18 protein-coding genes are annotated in these 18,565 nt (G+C 37.5%); 11 read left to right on the top strand and 7 right to left on the bottom strand.

The annotated features are described in order from the left end of the window. Positions 1 to 5: 5 nt before the first annotated feature. The 7 genes from GGR22_RS05680 to GGR22_RS05650 are packed head-to-tail and all read right to left on the bottom strand — an operon-like array spanning position 6 to position 6,997. Entirely contained in the window at positions 6 to 437 is a 432-nt protein-coding gene (locus GGR22_RS05680; RefSeq protein ID WP_121375376.1) for a GPW/gp25 family protein, read from the bottom strand. After that, positions 406 to 2,865 carry an AAA family ATPase gene (locus tag GGR22_RS05675; RefSeq protein ID WP_182492887.1) on the bottom strand — a complete coding sequence of 820 codons (2,460 nt, stop codon included), beginning with the start codon at positions 2,863 to 2,865 and terminating at the stop codon, positions 406 to 408. The genes GGR22_RS05680 and GGR22_RS05675 overlap by 32 nt, the downstream gene beginning before the upstream one ends. An 11-nt stretch (positions 2,866 to 2,876) precedes the next feature. Beyond that, positions 2,877 to 3,389, bottom strand: coding sequence for a type VI secretion system transmembrane protein TssO (locus GGR22_RS05670; protein ID WP_182492886.1), 513 nt, complete (start codon positions 3,387 to 3,389; stop codon positions 2,877 to 2,879). A gap of 25 nt (positions 3,390 to 3,414) precedes the next feature. Next, a complete protein-coding gene (locus GGR22_RS05665; RefSeq protein ID WP_121375373.1) occupies positions 3,415 to 4,599 on the bottom strand; it encodes a hypothetical protein in 1,185 nt (394 codons plus the stop codon). Between the two features lie 10 nt (positions 4,600 to 4,609). After that, entirely contained in the window at positions 4,610 to 5,473 is an 864-nt protein-coding gene (locus GGR22_RS05660) for a TssN family type VI secretion system protein (protein WP_121375372.1), read from the bottom strand. Next, the gene (locus GGR22_RS05655) at positions 5,470 to 6,396 is read right to left on the bottom strand and encodes a hypothetical protein (RefSeq protein ID WP_182492885.1); all 927 of its coding nucleotides are present in this window, start codon (positions 6,394 to 6,396) and stop codon (positions 5,470 to 5,472) included. Before GGR22_RS05655 ends, GGR22_RS05660 begins: the two co-directional genes overlap by 4 nt. Positions 6,397 to 6,403: 7 nt before the next feature. Further along, the gene (locus tag GGR22_RS05650; protein ID WP_182492884.1) at positions 6,404 to 6,997 is read right to left on the bottom strand and encodes a C40 family peptidase; all 594 of its coding nucleotides are present in this window, start codon (positions 6,995 to 6,997) and stop codon (positions 6,404 to 6,406) included. A gap of 406 nt (positions 6,998 to 7,403) precedes the next feature. Between GGR22_RS05650 and GGR22_RS05645 the strand changes: the two genes are divergently transcribed. The 11 genes from GGR22_RS05645 (at position 7,404) to GGR22_RS05595 (ending at position 18,558) form a co-directional block, all read left to right on the top strand. Continuing rightward, positions 7,404 to 8,396: a PKD domain-containing protein gene (locus tag GGR22_RS05645; protein ID WP_121375369.1), complete on the top strand. Its 993-nt coding sequence runs from the start codon at positions 7,404 to 7,406 to the stop codon at positions 8,394 to 8,396. A 43-nt stretch (positions 8,397 to 8,439) separates the two neighbouring features. After that, a complete protein-coding gene (locus GGR22_RS05640; RefSeq protein ID WP_121375368.1) occupies positions 8,440 to 8,904 on the top strand; it encodes a hypothetical protein in 465 nt (154 codons plus the stop codon). A gap of 7 nt (positions 8,905 to 8,911) precedes the next feature. After that, positions 8,912 to 10,279 (top strand): DUF5458 family protein, encoded by a 1,368-nt coding sequence (locus tag GGR22_RS05635; protein WP_121375367.1) that lies wholly within the window; start codon positions 8,912 to 8,914, stop codon positions 10,277 to 10,279. A gap of 204 nt (positions 10,280 to 10,483) precedes the next feature. Beyond that, the gene (gene tssD, locus GGR22_RS05630; protein ID WP_056067940.1) at positions 10,484 to 10,870 is read left to right on the top strand and encodes a type VI secretion system tube protein TssD; all 387 of its coding nucleotides are present in this window, start codon (positions 10,484 to 10,486) and stop codon (positions 10,868 to 10,870) included. Between the two features lie 114 nt (positions 10,871 to 10,984). Beyond that, entirely contained in the window at positions 10,985 to 11,380 is a 396-nt protein-coding gene (tssD, locus tag GGR22_RS05625) for a type VI secretion system tube protein TssD (protein ID WP_121375366.1), read from the top strand. An 11-nt stretch (positions 11,381 to 11,391) separates the two neighbouring features. Beyond that, positions 11,392 to 12,333, top strand: coding sequence for a polymorphic toxin type 23 domain-containing protein (locus GGR22_RS05620; protein WP_182492883.1), 942 nt, complete (start codon positions 11,392 to 11,394; stop codon positions 12,331 to 12,333). Further along, a complete protein-coding gene (locus GGR22_RS05615) occupies positions 12,333 to 12,908 on the top strand; it encodes a hypothetical protein (protein WP_182492882.1) in 576 nt (191 codons plus the stop codon). The genes GGR22_RS05620 and GGR22_RS05615 overlap by 1 nt, the downstream gene beginning before the upstream one ends. A gap of 12 nt (positions 12,909 to 12,920) precedes the next feature. Beyond that, positions 12,921 to 13,652, top strand: a complete 732-nt coding sequence (locus GGR22_RS05610; RefSeq protein ID WP_182492881.1) for a tetratricopeptide repeat protein — start codon at positions 12,921 to 12,923, stop codon at positions 13,650 to 13,652. A gap of 23 nt (positions 13,653 to 13,675) precedes the next feature. Further along, on the top strand, positions 13,676 to 15,484 hold the full coding sequence (locus GGR22_RS05605) for a type VI secretion system Vgr family protein (RefSeq protein ID WP_182492880.1): 1,809 nt from the start codon (positions 13,676 to 13,678) through the stop codon (positions 15,482 to 15,484). Positions 15,485 to 15,496: 12 nt separating this feature from the next. Next, positions 15,497 to 16,609 (top strand): DUF2931 family protein, encoded by a 1,113-nt coding sequence (locus GGR22_RS05600; RefSeq protein WP_182492879.1) that lies wholly within the window; start codon positions 15,497 to 15,499, stop codon positions 16,607 to 16,609. 32 nt (positions 16,610 to 16,641) lie between these two features. Then, entirely contained in the window at positions 16,642 to 18,558 is a 1,917-nt protein-coding gene (locus GGR22_RS05595; protein ID WP_182492878.1) for a phospholipase effector Tle1 domain-containing protein, read from the top strand. Positions 18,559 to 18,565: the final 7 nt, after the last annotated feature.

The raw sequence follows: 18,565 nt of genomic DNA, 5'->3' as shown, positions 1-18,565 counted from the left end.
GCTTTTTATTTAAATGAAAACGGCGCTAAAAAATAGGAGCTTTTATAATAGTACGGCTGGTTTGTTTTTTTGATTACGCCATAAACTACAATGTCCAAGCGTTTTTTTACGCGGATGTTGGCTTCATAGCTTACGGTGTCTTCGCTTACGCCTAAAGTTACGTCGGTAACAATAAGGCGCTTTTCGTATTTTTTTACTTTTTCATGAACAGATTCTTTGATCATGTCTTTCAGCTGATTGGCATTCGCCAAAAGATTGAAATCGGTTTCCCAGATAACAGTTCCAAACTCGTCATCATATTTGTATTCTCCGAAAATCGTTGTAATGATCAGGGAAATATATTGCGCCAGAGATTCTTCGATAGTGACTTTCCTCAAATCTTCGCCGCTTGATAATCGCTTGAAATCAATTGGAATCTTGTAGAATAGGTCTTTCATTTTCTATCGTAAATTTAATTTCTCCTTCTTCATTCAATGTGACTTTGAGCGTGTCGCCTTTTTTGATTTCGTTGGAAATAATCATGCGTGAAAGCGGTCTTTTCAGCTGATTTCGGATTGTTCCTTTGATTGGTCGTGCTCCGTATTCTGGCGTGAAGCCCATCAAGGCAATCTGTTCTTTGTCTTTTTCGTCGATATGCAGCGTGATGTCCAATTTTTCTAGTAATTGCAACAATTCTTTCTTTAAGTGAATGTCAAAAATCCTCGAAACGCTTTTTCTGCTGATTGGCGCAAACGGAATGATTTCGGTTAGACGTCCTAAAAATTCAGGCCTGAAATACCCGGTCATCAATTGAATCAGATCATTTGATTTTGGAATGATCTCTTTTTCAAACGATTTGACGATAAAATCAGAACCGATATTTGACGTGAAAAGAATCACCGAATTCGAAAAATCACCTTCTTTGCCCAATCTGTCGTGCAATTTTCCCTCATCCAAAATTTGAAGAAAGACGTCAAAAACAGACTTATGTGCTTTTTCAATTTCGTCAAAAAGTACAATGGAATAGGGCTTTTGTCTGATTTTATTAACCAAAAGTCCGCCTTCTTCATAGCCTACATAGCCAGGAGGCGCACCATATAAAAGTGCAGCAGAATGTTCTTCTTTGAACTCTGACATGTCCAAACGAATGATCGCATTTTCATCTCCGAAAAGGAAATCAGCCAGCGATTTTGCCAATTCTGTTTTTCCAGTCCCTGTTGGTCCAAGGAAGAAAAAAGAGCCGATTGGTTGCCCAGGCTTGGTCAATCCTGAACGGGATTCTAATATGGCATCTGAAACTACTTTTACGGCATGATCTTGGCCGATAACTCTCTTTTTTAAGGTGTTTTCTATGTCAAGCAGGCGTTCGCGTTCATCGGATTTTACTTTTCCTGCTGGAATTCCTGTAATGCCTGATACGACGTGCGACAGGTGAGAAGAAGAAACAATATTTTCTTCGTCATTCAATCGTTCCATATTGGCCAAAAGCCCTTCTAGGTGCGCGATTTTTTGTTCGTTTGCAACGGATGAAAAGTTTTCTTCGCTGTCGCTGAAAAGCTTTCCGGTCTTATTTTGGATATCGGAATGGAGCCACAGAATCTTTTCTTCTCTCTCTAATTCTTCAATGATATCGTTAATTGCCTCAAGCTGTTTTTTTAGCTCTGGCAGTTCTTTTTTGATGGTTTCTTTGGCAACTTTTAAAGAAGACATCGTCCTGTCGATTAAGTCTAAAGCCGAATCGGGGAGGGATTTTTCTTTTAGATAGCGTTTTGAAAGTCGAATGGATTCTTTCAAGCCTTCTTCGTCTATGCTAAAATCGTGATGCGTCTGGTAATGAGAAATCACGTTCTTTATCATTCTCAAAGCCAGATCTTGATTCGGTTCATGGACTTCCAGCGTTTCAAATCTTCTGGAAAGCGCATCATCCTTGCCTAACGATTTTCTGAATTTTTCTGTAGTTGTAGCTCCGATAAACGTAATGTCGCCTTTGGAAAGTTCTGATTTGATGATGCTTCCGATTCCATTTCCTTGATTGGAGTCGAATAATTCGTGAATGTCATCGATGAAAAGTATCGGCTTTTCGTAGTTTTTTACTTCATTGAAAATCTTCTGAAGGCGGTCTTCCACTTCTCCTTTGTAGGAAGCGCCGGCAAATAAAGGACCGATGTTGATTTCAAAAACATTGGCGTTGTTAAAGGCGGCCAATATAGTCTTATCGGCAATTTTTCCGCAGAAACCTTCAATGAGTGTTGATTTCCCGACACCAGATTCGCCGATTACGATTACGTGTGGCTTTAATTTTCGGTTTAGGATTTCTGTAATTGTTTTCAATTCTTCATCGCGGCCGATCATCGGAATTGATTCTTTCGACTTATAATGTTTTATTTTGTCCGTACAATATTTGTCTAATGTGGACGAATTTCCTGTTGGATTGATTTTTGTTTTTTCAGAATTGGACTGCGTGTTTGCAGTTCCGGAACCATAAAGTGATGACAAATCTGTCGGAGTCAACGGCAAGGATTTTAGCTGGTCGTGCGAAAAGCCAACGCCTGGAGTCACCAATGCTTTTAGAATAGGCACAAAACTGATTTCATCGCCTGATTTTTTTGCAATTTCTTCTGCTTCGGCAAGAATGGCATTCATGCCGCTGTCTGGAGCCGGATCGTCGCTTGGCTTTGAAGCTTTTGCGTATTCACTGATTCGGATATCAGCCCATTCGTCAAGATAGAAAACATCAATTCCTTTAGAATCAAGCTCTCTCATAAAGTTGAACTGAGGATTCAAAAGTGCCTTTAGCAAATGTGCCGGAGAATATTTTTGATTGAAATTGTCTTTAGCGTATTGCTTTGCAATGTGGATTGCCTGCAAGATGTCTTCTGTGATCATAATTCTCGAATTTAGTTAGTTCTTCTCAATTGTTGTGTCAATCGCAGATCACGGAGTAATTCTTTGTTTTCTTCTTCGTATTCTTTCAATTGTTTGTTCAGCAAATCGATTTCTTTTTTAGAATCGTTGACTTGCAACAGAAGCTTTTTGGTTTTTACCAAATCATTGATGGTTATGATTACATTGTCGTATAGCTTCAGGCTTTGGTCAGAATCAGCAGGAATTTTTTCCTTTAGATCTACCAGCTCAAAGCTGATGTTCTGTTCGATAAACTGAAAGCTTTCAGGAGCCTTGTCCAGCGAATCAATCAACACGCCGATATGCTCGATCTTGTCGGAAAATTGTTTTTGGAAGTTAAACTCGGTCAGGATTCGGTCGTTTTCGCTTTTTAAGACCTCATTTTCTTTTAGAGGCAATTTGTAGTTAAAAAATATCGCAAAAAACAATACTCCGGTCGTGATGATAAACATCAGCAGGAACAGTAGGAATGCGGAAGTTCGTTCTTTTCTATTTAAGATATCCATTGTTGGTGTAGATTTTTGGGTTGGTTTATTCTGCTAAAAAAGTTGGCGCTGAGTTTGGCGGATTGTTGTCTTTGTCGTCGTTGCCGAAAAAGCTAACTCTTTCGTTTCTGACAATGTTTTCATTAACAAAAATTCCGGCATCGCGTTTTTTGCCGATATAATCTAGCTGGTTTAAGATATTGAACAGGTAATCTATTTTTGAAATAAAATTATTCACTTGGTGTACGGTTGGCTCAATATCATACGCTTTGTATTTGGTATTGATAGTTTCTGAAAAAAGCCTTTCATAATCCCCGCTGGAAATTTCTGTCCATTCTGAAAAATAGTTGAAAAGCATTTCTTTTCCATCTCCAGAAAAAGAGTCAAAGCTGTTCTTGATGATTCGTGCCAGGCTTACTGTGTTTTCTAGGACTTCCATCGGTTTCATGGAGAAGTTTTCCCATTTGCTTCTGGTGATATTCTGCGCTACGTAGCTCAGGATTTTTTCGCACGCTTCAAAAACCATGTTCGCGATTAAGTTTTCGTCTTCTGTACTGTTCCTAAATCTGATTTTTTGAGAAATCTGAACGGCATTGAACTCCATCTGTTTGAAGAACGATTCGTAATTCTCAAACAAGGTAATCAATGTCGGATGGCTGTTGACCGTCAAGCTAGGCGGAATATAATCCGTCAAGATTTCATAACTGTTGGCCGAAGTCTTGAATTTCGCCAACGGAAATTGCAAAGCGCCGATATTATTTTGGTTTACTTCGCTTTCGATAACGCTTGTCAGGAAATAGCGCGACATCGCATTCGGAAAACGCGGCGGTACTTCCTCCATGTTCTGCTCGCCGGTCGGTATTCTTTGAAATGGATCAACATTCAGCAAAAGAAAGTAATTGTTTTCTTTTAGGTCAAAATCTTTCAATTCGATTTTCTCATTGAACTCTCCTGTATAATCGGTGATTTCAATTCTTCCTCCTCCAGGTGTCACTGCTTTGATAAGCTTGATGCTTACGCTCAGTTCATTATGCGCATCTATAGAGATCGAATATTGGAAAGGCCGTGTCAGGTTGGTAGACATCAAGCCATAATTCAGTTCGTTTACGCCTAAATTTCGCGCATCTCGGACCAAATCTTCAATATTGTCCTGCAAGGTGATGAAGTGATTTTTGTTTATTTTCATTCCATCAATCCAGTTTACTGGAAAGTGTTTAATATTTTCAGCCATAATTAAAAAATTATATTCGTTGACAAATTATCGTTGCTCCGTCTTTGATGTTGTTGGTGTCTATTGCTAAATCAGGATCGATGTAATCGGATGAGCTGAACCATTTTGGTTTGGTGTAGAAATACCATCCATACGGCTGGTTTTTGTCGTCCAGATAACGGACTTGGCTGTTAGGATTCTTCTCGTTGTAATCGTTTATGAAATAATAAAACAGTTTTCCGAAGTCAAAAGCACGTGGCGCTTTTACTTTGAAATTTATAATTGTTGAATCATTTGCTTTTTTCGTGAATACTAAATTTACGATAATTATATTTCTCATTTCAGAAATTTGCGGCGCAGGATATTTCGTATTTACAGGATAGAACCATCTTTTGTGAAGCTTTGCCGGAATCGAAATAGCGGTTTTGAAAAGCGTAAAACAAAATGTTGGAACCAAAAAGAACAACATCGTCCCAAGATAATAGTACATGTAAACTAACTCTTGGAAATGTCCTATAAGCATGATTACAAAGGCTTCCAAGAAAATTCCGGAAACAATGGCTATGAAGATTTCTTTATAGAGTTCTTTGGCTTCGAATTGCTTGAAATACAAATAGAAAAAAGTTAAATGTACGGCTCCAGCAATCAGCAGGTATACTTGAAATGAGATGAATCGGATATTAACTGTCGTGTCTTTTAAATTGAATAAAATCGCGCCGAAAATCAGCAGCATTAATCCTTGGCAAATAATATAGATGAAGAAGCTTTTTTTCTCTTGTCTGAATTTTGGCGTTTTCATGCCAATAAACATGCTGATAATCATCGCTATTGCAATGGCTAAAAAGATATAGACAAGCGTTTCGCCCCCGCCAATTTGATTTAGATATTTTCTCATATTACTGTTGATATTCCTAGTCTTGATTTATAAATTGTGTCATCCATTGCAAATAGCTCGTCTTCTGAATTTAATTGGATTTCAAAAGAATATTGTACTTGAAACGGAAGAAAAAGGTTAAAGAACGTGGTTAAAAAATTTTCTAGAACTTGATCATTGAAATAATTAGGGAGGTTGTCGGGATTCGTTAAAGGTCCGATAGTGAAATTATATTTCTTTAGAAAAATTTCCTGATTGCTCTGCAAGGTTGTCGTGATTCCCATAATCATCTCTCCCGAATCTTCTACGACATCATGGCCGTTTTCCAGTTGGATATTTTTAGACGTATACGAAATCTTTTCGCCCAATATTTTTTCAAGAATTGCAGTAATATCAGAGATATTCTGTCCAGAATTTCCTTTGAGCTTCATCAAAGCGTAAAACATTTTTACGGTCAAGAGATCGGGAATGTTTTTTTCGACGCCAAGAATCATCCTGATAATATCGGCAATTCCGTTCGTGCTTAGTTTTGAAAAGAAATCGGACTCGTATCGTTCAATCTGGTGTCGGAATCGGAATAGCTCATTTTCTAGAGGATTATAGAAATGGCGGGCTTCTTTTTCTTCCTTTTTACGGATTTTAAATTCTTGCGAAGCATCATTTCTTTGATCACGATTTCTGTAATTGTGCGTGATGCTTTCAGGCAGGATATCATAGAATCCATCACGACTGATATCGATGTTCAAGATGTCTGAATCATTTACATCAGTAGTAATATTCATCGTATCCTTGCTGAATTTCCTGTAAAAAACGCCACTCGGCTTAAGAACCACATCTAGGTCGTCGGTCCTGTTTTTTAAAAGCGTATCAAATAACAGCTCAACCCTTAAGTCAAAAGGCGTCAAGTTTCTGTAATTTTCAACAAAAAAGCGATTTTTTATCATACCCCAATTATTGTTTAAATCTGCCGGCGGCTACGAAATTTTTTTTCCAAAAAGCTTTTTTTAAGCTTGAGATTTCAACTCCTCCAACTTGATTTGCCGCAAAAAACTTGTTGTTTTTAAGATAAATTCCAACATGGGAGATTATTTTTTCTTCAGTAATTCTGAAGAAAACCAGATCTCCTTCGCGCAATTTTTCGTTAGACTTAAACAATTCAATCCTATTGTCCATGCTCATTTCTGAAGCGGTTCTCGGAAGGTCTTTTTTATACACATACGTATAAAGCTCTTGCATTAAAGCGGAGCAATCGATTCCGTTTCGCGTTTCTCCTCCATAAACATATTTTGTGCCTTCCCAGCTTTTTATAAAATTATATAGTTTCTCATTTAATATTTCTGTTTCGCTGACTTCTAATTTTTTTGCGAAATATTTTTTGTCCTCATTGCTCAAAACAGTATTGTAAGTATGTTTGTTGCCAGCTCCTTTTTTTGTGCTTCCAGCTTGCGAAGCCACAAAATCATCGGTGATAGCAAAGTCTTTTTTAGGCAGACAAGAAACAAAACATATAGGCATAAGGCTTAAAAAAACAATCTTTTTAAACATAATTAACGGCGGTTTAGTTCAGAAACTTTACTAAAATAGCTAAATAATCTTTTGTGCTTTTGAAGGGGGAAGCTGATTATTTAAACCTAAAAATTTTGGGAACTAATTTATACATTTAGGATTTAAAATCCTTTTCTATGATGTTAAATTAATACTTTTTACCCACAAAACTCACAATTAACATTTGGATAAAGCGAATTTAACAAAATATTATCATTAATTATGAAGGTAGTAAAATCAAGCATTGACGGTTTAAATATATGTTAATTCATTGTCACTTTAACAATAATTTTTTTGATAAAGTATTTTAACATGAAAAACGAAAGGAAATTTTTATAAATTTGGAATAAGACAAATTTCGCTTATTTATCGCCCCCAGCAGTTTATAATTTACCAATATTATAAAATGAATAAGAGTAATCAAATAAAAACCCACTTTGATGGAAAAATTATATTGTTCTTCATTATAATTTTTGTCATTTCTTGTGGCTTACTGGCCTTCAAAATAAACAACAAAGCGATTTGTACTGTTAAAGAGTTTAAGATTGATGCTCCAACCTTTAAAGCGGGGGAGCTCATTACCTTTTCAGATAATACGCCTAACTCGTATGAGTGGAGGTGGTATTTTGGCGACGGAAGTAAAATCTCGTACCGCTCAAAAGTCGCGCATTCCTTTTCCAAACCCGGAAAATATACTGTAAAGCTTTTAATCAATAACAATTGTACTATTGAAAAAACAATCACAATTCTTCCGAAAAATGATGTGATTGATGAAAGTCTATTGCCTAAATTTTATGCCCCAAAAGTAGTGTATGAAGGAGAAAAAGTGCAATTCAAAGACTCTACTTCACATGCTAAATCGTGGGAATGGAGATTTGGAGACGGAATCAAAATTGATGCAATTGACCAGAATCCTACTTATGTATATAGAATTCCAGGTGAAAAAATAGTTTCGTTAGTCGTTAATGGCGACATAAAATACGTAAAGCAGGTAAAAATAACAGTACTGCCTGCCAAAAAAGAAGTAAAAGATGTTGTTTCTGAAAGATTAGAAAGAAGAAGCAATTCTAGAGCAGATATCGTTGGCGATTATTTCAAGCAATTGCCCGATGCTCCAAAACGCAGTCCGGAACTTGCCGGGTTGAATGAAGAAAAGTTTAAAGCAATACTTTTAGGCATCAGCGAAGACAAGCTTTCTTTTGAAAACGTAAAAAGATATTTCTGTGAAGACGACCTGCCGCTAGTCAAGCTACGCAATGGCAAGACGATTTCTTTAAAAGATTTAGATGAAGCAATCAGAGACAGGAATATCAATATTAAAAAAATCGAATTGCAAAAAGACCAAGATGGTTGTGTGACTATAATCAACTTGAACTACAGATATAAGACAATTTTTTAAAGCTCTTTTTCTATACTAACATTAACATTTAATACTAGACAGCATGGCGAATTCATTTTCAAACAGTTATGGAATTGGGGGTAACGAAGTCAGACAAGAAGGTCAGGAAAGTATCCTTGAAATCCCTCAAAATAAAACTTTAATCGCTCAGAAATTAACACCTAATACGCCTGTACGGCCAGAAATTGTTACAGGATTAAAAAATATGGACGAAGTTTTCGAACACTTTGACCCAAAAATCAACGTGGCTTTTGAAGATGACGAGGGAAGAATTACCCGCGAAGAATTAGGATTTAAAAATATTGGCGATTTTTCAATCAATGGACTCATTGCACAAAGTCCGTTTTTGGCTGACTTAAAAACTAAAAATGAGCAATACCAAAAAATGATCAAACAGCTTAAGACCAACAAAGTCCTAAAGCTGGCGCTTCAAGATCCAGAAGCTAGACAATCAATCATCGAAACAATCGAAGCATTAATAAAAGAAATCGAACAAACTGATAAATAAGTAAGCCATGGCAAATCAAGAAAACACTAAAGCAACGAATAATACATTGGCGAGTCAGGAACGTTCAACGAGAACTCTGGAGCAAAATGTTGAATCTTTTATACAGTACGGAGGCTTTGACCTTCTGGAGGGCGCCATCGAAGGCGTACAAAACTTAAATCCAGAAAGAAAGGCACGTAAAAATATTTTCTTAAGCGAAAGCAGCAAAAAAGCCGAGCGCCAAGCGTTGAAAACAGTCTTGAAACTTTGGGCTGATTCTTTAAAAACGACAGACAATTTATTAGACTTGGTTTCTGAAAGCACTAAAAAATCAGAACTTGCAGAACAAGCCTTAAAGAAAAATCTTTCTATCGCTGTTGCTGAATCCAAAGAATTAGAAGAAAACTACAGAACAATCTCTCTTTTCTATAAAAATACAGAAGAAAGCAAAGTCAAAAATATTTCCATCATGAACGCTGAGCTGGATCAGTTAAAAGATCTTGACAATTCGCGTTTCATCGATAACATCCAAGAAGAATTGGTAAATGGCTTTGACCGTTTAGATTTGCGTCAGAATTACTCGCTTTTGGTTATTCCAGGTTATTTGGGATCCAACAAAGTGATTGAAAAATGGGCCAAAATTGCCTATGACAATAAAGTAATGTTGATTACAGATTTCCAACATTTAGACGAACCGGATGATGTAATGGAAATGTTCGAATCGGCAAACCTAACAGGAGGTGATACCTACCGTTCCAATGTCATGATGGCGTGCAACTGGCTTGTGGGTCGTGGCAAACATGATGAGATTGAAGAAGCCGATCACTTATACATTCCACCTTCCACGGCTTTGGCAGGAAAAGTTTATAATACTTTGATGTCGCAAGTAACGGCCGGTAAAAAATACGGAGGAATCAACGAAGTTGACGGTGTTAAGTTTGACTTGAAGAAAAGCGAAATTGCCAATCTTGAAAACTTGGGATTGATTCCGATGGTAAACGAATACGGAAAAGTAATGGCTTTTTCTGGAAAGACGCTTTTCAACGGAGACAACCTTGGACTTCAGACGTATTCTGTAGTGCGTGTTTTTGACTATGTGACGAAAGTTTTGATGGATTTCTTAAACCGTAGAGCTTTTGAAAACTTCAATGCAAAAACCAGAAAAGAAATCTTGAATCAGATCGTGAAATTCTTAGACAATGTTGCGGGACCAGATAAGTTGATTGAAGATTTTGAAATCAAAAGGTTTGAGCAAGACCCAAATCAAAAAGACAGAATCTTTTTGGATATCCGATTGAAACCGTATTTCCCGGCTAAAAATTTCCTTATTAAAATGGACGGCCAAAAAGGCGATGACGGAAACGATTGGGATACTGAATATGCAGAATCAAAATAATATAGCAAATTTCAAAATAACAATTTTATAATATTAATATACAAGGTATTGCAGATTAATTTTTGATAATTTAACGTCGAATTAATTGTATTTGTATCAAAAAAATGCTATCTTAGAATACCAAAATATAAAAGTAAAATAGAATAGAAAATCCCCCCAACTTCTATCACAATTAATAAATTTTAATCTTTAAATTTTTTTATTATGTCATTCAAATCAAAACTAAAAGTTGGCGGAAAGGAATTAAACATTTTGAACGCTTCGTATGATTTGCATCAAGAAGTAGATGCTAGTGGTCGCCCATCATCTGTTACCAGAGGGGGAACAATCAATTTAACTGTCGAATCAACTGGAGATTCATTCTTTTTTGAATGGATGACCAATAACTTCGAAAGAAAAGACGGATCAATCCAGTATGTAAAGCGTGATACTGACGCTAAACTTAAAGAAATGAACTTCAAGGAAGGATATCTGGTAAAATACAGAGAATCTTTCGATGCTCAAGATGGTAATCCATTGACCGAGACTTTCACAATTTCTGCAAAAGAAATTTCAATGGGCGGCGGTGAGCACATTAATGAATGGGTTTAATTCAATTAGAATTACTTTAAAGTTTTTAATGATGAAGGGTTTGTAATACTGCATTCCCTTTATCATTATATCTTACTATTTGCAGTTTTTTTAATTATTTAAATCTATCTACTTATGTCATTTTTAGCAAAGCTTGAAATTGACGGAGAGGTGTTGAATGTCTTAGAATTTCAATGCACTCTTGGTCAAGATACTGATAAAAGCGGTAAGCCATCTGCCGATCCGGCCGGTGGAAAGATCCGAATTGTTGTAGAATCTACAAAAAGCACAATGCTGTTTGATTGGATGGTTAGTAATTCGCAGACCAAAAATGGAAAATTGACCTTTTACAGGCGAGATGCTATTTCAAAAATGCGCGAGCTCCAATTCAAAGAAGCCTATTGCATCCGATATGATGAACTTTTCATTGCCTATAATACGATGTCTATGAAAATAGAGATCGTAATTTCGGCTAAAGAAATAAACATGAACGGTTCACAATTTGCCAGAAACTGGCCATTGAAATTCTAAAATAAAGTTTTATGGACGAACTTAATACTAAATTTTTTATAGGGTTGAGTTGGCATTTCGGCGGAGGTCCAAAATCTTATTTCAGCGGTACGGCCGGCGTTGGCGTTAGTCGAAGATTTGGCCCGGTTGAACCAGGTATCAATATTGCTATCAATGCCTATAATGGAGGTATTGGTACGCGCTCCGACAGCAATGCCATGAATTTTGACACTGTCTTGACAGGCAAGATTACGGCTGGTGGAGGACATGCAAACCCAATGTCTGTGTATCCTTTGCATATGGAGAGCGGAACCGGAATGGAAGATACCTATAGATATTCGGCGACACTCGGAACCAGCTTGATACTAAACAATAATAACAGAAACCAGCAGGTCGGTTTTTTGCAATTAAGAGCCAGTGATTTTGGATTCCAATTTTATAATGATTTTGGAGGCTTCAAAAAAATAGGCATTGCAGACGGACATGATCGTTGGTGGACAGGAGGCGGAAAAGTCATTGTCGGAAACAACAGAAGCAGCTACCAAATGATAGTAGCTAGCGACGTTTTTACGGCTGATACCGATTCTGAAAATATTCTGGATTCTGAAGCTGCAGATCGTAGCCTTAAAGAATTTGAGCAAAGACATATCGGAAACAGCGGATTTGAAAAATTCTCTGATAAAGCATTCAATTATACTCCGACCTCGGCTTCAGAAGTGGGTCAGGAATTTTTAAATGCAAAAAGAGGCGGAGTCGCTTGGAATCCGAATGCCCATTCTTTTGATTTAAACCAAGGAAGGACTTCTTTTCATGCCAGAACGCCGCAAGGTAGTTTCGGAATCAATGGTCTTGGACAAAGCCATATGTATTCGCAAGACTTGATCCACCGATTTATTAACTTTCATCTGATTCCATCCGAAAGGCCAAATTATTGGGAAGTACAGACCGGACCAAATATAAACACAGGATTTTGATGAAAAAAAAAATAGGAATCATGTTGCTGGCAGTCGCATTTTTCTCTTGTTCAAAAAGCATGTATACCAAACAAGACTACCGTTTGTTTGAAGAAAATTTTCTTCTTTCCCCAAATACGCCCCTACGGACTGATGGGGTTTACGTTTTAGAATCTGTTTGGAATAAAGACACAGGAGAGCGAAAAGCTGACGAACATATTTTCTATAAATTTTATAATACAGGACAAGCAAATCTTACGGTTGACTTGGATAAGTCGATAAATACAAGTCAAGAATATCTTGAAAGCATTAAGAAGCATATTGCTTCTACAAATAAAGGTGGATTCAAGACACATTTGGAAGGATATTATCATTTAGAAGGAAATAAAATTGTAATCGAACGCATCACAGTTCCTAGAGATGTGGCCGTTTACAGCTATGGTTATGTAGAAAATGGGAAGCTGGTAATTGTTACCGAAACCATCGAAGGTAAAGGCAAGCTAAATAATAAATATTTTACAGATTTTTATAAGGCAACCTATGTGTTTCTTCCACTGGAAAAATCAGAGCTTGAAAACTTGAAGCCAGGTTGGTAAAAATTATAAACTATGAAGATTAGAAAAATATATACACTCCTATTTTTTTTGTTGATTATGCAATCGTATGGTCAAGAAAAAAAATATGTCGTTTCTGATTTTGATAATGCTTATCTTCAAGAAATAAAAGCGGAAAATTCAGAACTCACTGCGAGAATCAAAACCTTTCCCCAAGAAATTCAAGACCTAAATAAAAAAGTAGCGCAGGCCATCCGAAATAATGATGACGCCAAAGCCTTAGAGCTCGCAATCGAGATGGATAAAAAATTTCCAAAAAATGCCGATATAAAAAATTTCATCGGCAAGCTGCAAGCCAAAGCACTGAAATATGATGAAGCCTTAGTCTTTTTTGACGAAGCTTTACTGATAAATCCAGACAATAAATGGTTTTATATAAACAAAGCCACAGCCTTGGCAGAAAATAATAAAAGCCAAGAAGCCATGAAAACCATCGAAAAGTTGAATTCTAAATTCCCGAACTGGAGCATTGGCTATAATTTCAAAGCCTCTCTGTTTCGCGATATGAATCAGCAAAATGAAGCCTTAAAAGCATACGATCTTGCCATAATTTCAGAACCCAAAAGCGCCCAGATATTTACAAATAGAGGTGACTTTTTGTTAGAACTAAGCAAAGAAGAACAAGCAATTGCCGATTATAAAAAAGCATTAGAAATCCAGCCTGATTATGCCAGAGCCCAAGAGAAGCTGAAATCGATTTCAAAGACAGTTTCTGAAAAGAAATAACACAAGTTTAAAAAAGTAGCATCATGCCAATCAGTACCCAGATAAAAATAGAAATTGCAGGAGAAACTCTTACCCGTTTTTCAAAATTAGTGATTGACCAAAAAGTACACACACACCACAGGTTTTCGCTATTGCAACCGTTGCCTAAGGAATTTGTAGGCGAAGCCATCGACAAAGCCCAAAACTATATTGGACAGTCTATAAAGATCATGATCAGTCCGTCAAATATGATGACAGCTTCGCCATTGACCTTCAACGGTATTATCACAGAAGCACAGATGGTTAGAACAGCTGGAGCTTCGGGAGGCATAATTATCAATGGATACAGCCCGACTATTTTATTAGAAGGAACACCAAATATCAAATCGTATACAGATAAATCACTTTCTGATATCGTTCAAGAGGTATTGAGCGGTTATTCTGCAGATAGCTTGAAACCTGCTGTTTCTGTTCAAAAAGACGCTACTTTGCCGTACACTGTCCAATATTCTGAAAGCGACTTTTCGTTTTTATGCAGGATTGCACAGAAAAAAGGACAATGGTTCTATTTCAATGGCGAAGAACTGGTTTTTGGCAAGCCGAAATCCAAAGATTTTACTTTAGAATACGGAAGGACATTGCATTCGTTCAATATCGAAATGCGAGCAAAGTCGCTCGGATTTGAATATCTAGGTTATGATCCTTCAAATGGAGAAGTCCAAACTGCAAGCTCGTCCGAAGTCAACTATGAGCCAAAAGGCTACTCGAAATCTGTATTTGAATCCTCAAAAAAACTATTCCCAAATACTTCAACGATGCTGTATTCGCATTCTTTGGAAGAAGGAAATTCTAAAACACATCTGACCGACCGTGTCACAACCCAATTGCAATCTCGATCTGCAGACTTAGTGACTGCTAAAGGAGATTCTGATGAAACCGGACTTCGAATAGGCGATGTCATTAATATCAAAGAACCTGCTTTTTCATTGACGGGCAACCTGTCTGACGGATTGCAGGAGCAAAATTTCGGAAGCTATATTATTACTGATATCATGCACATTTGCGATGAATCGGGCAATTATCATAATAGCTTTGATGCCGTTCCAGATTCCGTCGCTTCGCCGCCTTATGGGAACGTACACAGTTTTCCGGTCGCCGAATCACAACCTGCAACGGTAATTTCAAACGATGATCCTGCTGGTCTTGGACGAGTACAAGTCGCTTTTGCATGGCAGAAAATTTCAGGCACAAATACGCCTTGGATTCGAATGACAAACCCGCATTCTGGCGGAGGAAAGGGATTTTATTTTATCCCTGAAGTCGGAGAAGAAGTACTCGTGGCTTTTGAAAGCGGCAATGCTGAAAAGCCTTTTGTATTAGGAGCAATGTATAATGGAGCCGCCTTGAGCGAATACCATACCTCTGGAAATGATAAAAAAGTAATCCAGACCCGATCGGGCACAAAAGTAATCATGAACGATGCCGAAGGAAGTATTTTTATTGAAGATCCGAGTGGCAATACGTGGTTGATGGATGGCAAAGGCAACATCAACGTGAATGCTCCCAAAAATATGACATTTACCATTGGAGAAAACTTTAATATTTCTGTAGGAAAAGATATGATTACGAATATTGGAGAAAACAGGACTACCAACGTTACTATGAAAGACCGACTGCAAGCCCAAGAAGCTTTCGAGACAATCAACGAAAACAAGACGGTCAAAGTAAACGGCGATCTGAAAGAAAATACCGGAACGACAACACACAAGGCAGAACAAGGAGATATATTTTTCCAAAGCGCAGGCGTTGCCAAGGTGCTCGGAGCTATAGATGCCAAAGTAAATAAAGGCTAATTCGGCAAAAAAATGAAACTAATACGACCTTCTTTTTTCGTTTTACTGCTGCTGTTGGCCTGCAGTAGTTCCTGCAAAGAAAATAACGCAAAAAACACAAATACAGCTAACACAAATAAAGATCATAGCACAAAAATAATGGATATAGAAAAATTTTACTGGGAAGAAAACATCAATAGTCCATTAGGGTATCCGATTGAAGTCTACAAAGGAGGCCTCGAAGCAGAAGACGGAAGCTACGTAAGCCTAAGTCTTGGTCCAGACGCAGGCAATTGGGGCGAACTCGGAAGCGGTATGAGCTCTGGAGAAAAACCAGTTCCTAATCGACTTAATGTGACTTGGATTTCTTATGCAGAAAATGTTTTTTACGATATCGATACTGAAATTGACCATGACAAAATGGTGAAGTTGTTCAAAGAAGGTTATGAAGAAAATAATAAAAAGTGGGGCAGGAAAAAAGAAAATTATAGAACCATAATCGTAGGTTTTGCTCCTGGCGGAGTTGCTGTCATTTGGCTGGCTGGCGCTGCAAAACAAGTAGAAATTGGCAGGTATCAAGCGTCTAAAATCAAAATTTCTCAAGAAGAAATAAGCAAGCTTGACGACCATGATAAGCTTCTTTTTGATGAAGCCAATGTCAAAAGGATTATGTCGAAAGAAAGCTTTGTCCCATTGGAAGTCCAAAAAGCAAACCAAAATAAACCGATCCCTTTTGGATTATGGGACACCTACAGAAAAACATACGATTGGAAAATTGATTTTGTTGTCGATAACGGAGGAAAGGTAGCCGATTTTAGCTATATTTTGTTTAATGGTGAACGCGATGAAATTTTTCCTGAAAACCTTCCTGAAAAATCAGTTGCAAAAAGAGCCATTCCAAAACAGTTAAGTCTTGGCTGGCACGATCAAGCTGGACAGCTTTACGGCGGTTCTCTCGATTTTAATGAAAAAGAAATTTTCAATGCATTTGCATCTATTTATGAAAGCGACCCGAATGCAAAAGCAACCTTGGTGCTTACCGTAAATAAGACAAATACGTATGTAACTGTAGCGTTAAAAACCGACGATAAGACAATACCATTAAAAGAAAACAACATCAATATTTTTAAATCTCGTAAAAAATAGATTGAAAATTTTGGACTGCTACAATTAATAGAATGACCATGGGTAAAAGTTTTGTATATAACACTGGTGAATCAAAAGCTCCTGAAGAAGAGCTGGAACTGACTTTTGGTGTCTTTATCGATGGAACATTGAACAACAAGACAAACACAGAGCTTAGAAGAAAATATAGGAATGGCGGTGTTGAAAATTTAACCGACGACCAGATTTCTGAGTCCGTAAAAAGAGACGAAGAAGCCTACAAAAAGCTAATGAAAAGAGGCGTGCCTGCAAATCCTACCGAATATGAACAATATTTGATTGGCTCCCATAGAACCTACATGGATAAGATGGGAACTGATAACAGCTATAGCAACGATTACACCAACGTAGCCCGGATGTGGAAATATTGCGACAAGGAATATCGTATTTATGTCGAAGGTATGGGGACAGATGACAAGCAGAAAGACAGCCAAGATGGTTTTGCCTTCGGAGCTGGATTGACGGGAGTCAGAGCCAAAGTAAGAAAGGCCTGCGAAATCATGTCCAACAAGATTAATGAAGAAAAAAGAAAAGGGAATAACCGAAATAAAGTTCTGACCAAAATAACCATAGATGCGTTTGGTTTCAGCCGTGGTGCAGCTTCTGCCCGAAATTTTGTCCATGAAGTAAATGTCAAAAAAGAATACGAGCCAAAACCGTTTAGTATGCCTGATGGCTATTATCCAATTAACCCGTATTCAGAAGGCATGCCGGTCAGAAAATACAGAAGAACTATAGGCGATGCAGACGGCTTGGAAATAAATTCTGAAATTCTGGTGGAAGGAAAACTTCCAAGAATGGGGCATTTGGGATACAGCATTCTTAAAAATACCGACATAACCCCCGAAGAACTAGAAGACATTACACTCGTTGTAAGATTTGTAGGTATTTATGACACGGTTTCTTCCTACGGAGAATCTGGAGGAAGGCTAGGCGAATACGACGTCAATGGCGAGCTGAAAGACGACGGTTTTTTTAAGAAAGCGGCCACAGAGGTAGTTTCAACTCATTTCGATGACGATGTAGAAGAACTGCAATTGAATAACTTAGGCTATTTTCAAAAAATGGTGCATTTTACGGCAAAAGACGAACATCGAAAAAATTTCTCGCTGACAAGAATCCGCCAAATTAAAGATAGGGCGATTGAAAAGAACCTTCCTGGTGTGCATTGCGACATCGGTGGCGCTTATGAAACAGAAACAGAATATAAAGACGAAATAGAAACGTCCAACCACAAGCCGCTTTGGCAGCTCAAGAGTTATATGAACGAGCTGATTGCCGGAGGCTGGTTTAAGGATGATCAGATAGAAATAAACAATAAGTTTTGGAATTTCATGACGAGCGGCCTTGTGTATAGAAAGCTAAGCGGAACGCGCTATCTTAAAAAAGAATACAGTTATTTGCCGTTGCATTTTATGGAAGAATTCGGCAAGGAGATAATGAAGACGAAAGAAAAAAGCAATGCCCTGATCGATGATTTGACAATTCAATATAGTGTGGAAGGCCATCCGCTGTTAGTAAGCGCAAAATCCTATATGGAAGGCTATATGAAAGATGAAATTCCAGAATGGGATTTCGTAAGCGATGAAGAACTGGCAAAAAGAAAACAGGACAGAATCAATAGAGAAAATCTCGAGAAGATGCTCGAAGAAATGGAAAAGAACAAAATCTATCAAGAACAAAATTCGTCTGGATTTGATGGACAAAGACAATATTGGCCTACAATGCCTCCAGGATTAGGAGAAGACCCACAGCCACAACTAGAACAAGACGAAAATATACGAACAACTACTTTAGAAGAAGTTGTAGTAACAGCCTATCATCCTCAGACGCTTTTGAGAAAATTGCGAAATGAATATTTCCATTGGTCGGCATCCAGAGATTGGTTTGGAATGGAGCCTAATAACGACAGAAAGCGAAGAGAACATTAAAAGATTT

Origin of the sequence: Flavobacterium gossypii, from assembly GCF_014138495.1 — a bacterium.
GTDB classification, from domain to species: Bacteria; Bacteroidota; Bacteroidia; order Flavobacteriales; family Flavobacteriaceae; genus Flavobacterium; species Flavobacterium endophyticum.
This window is presented reverse-complemented; position numbering and strand designations above follow the sequence as displayed.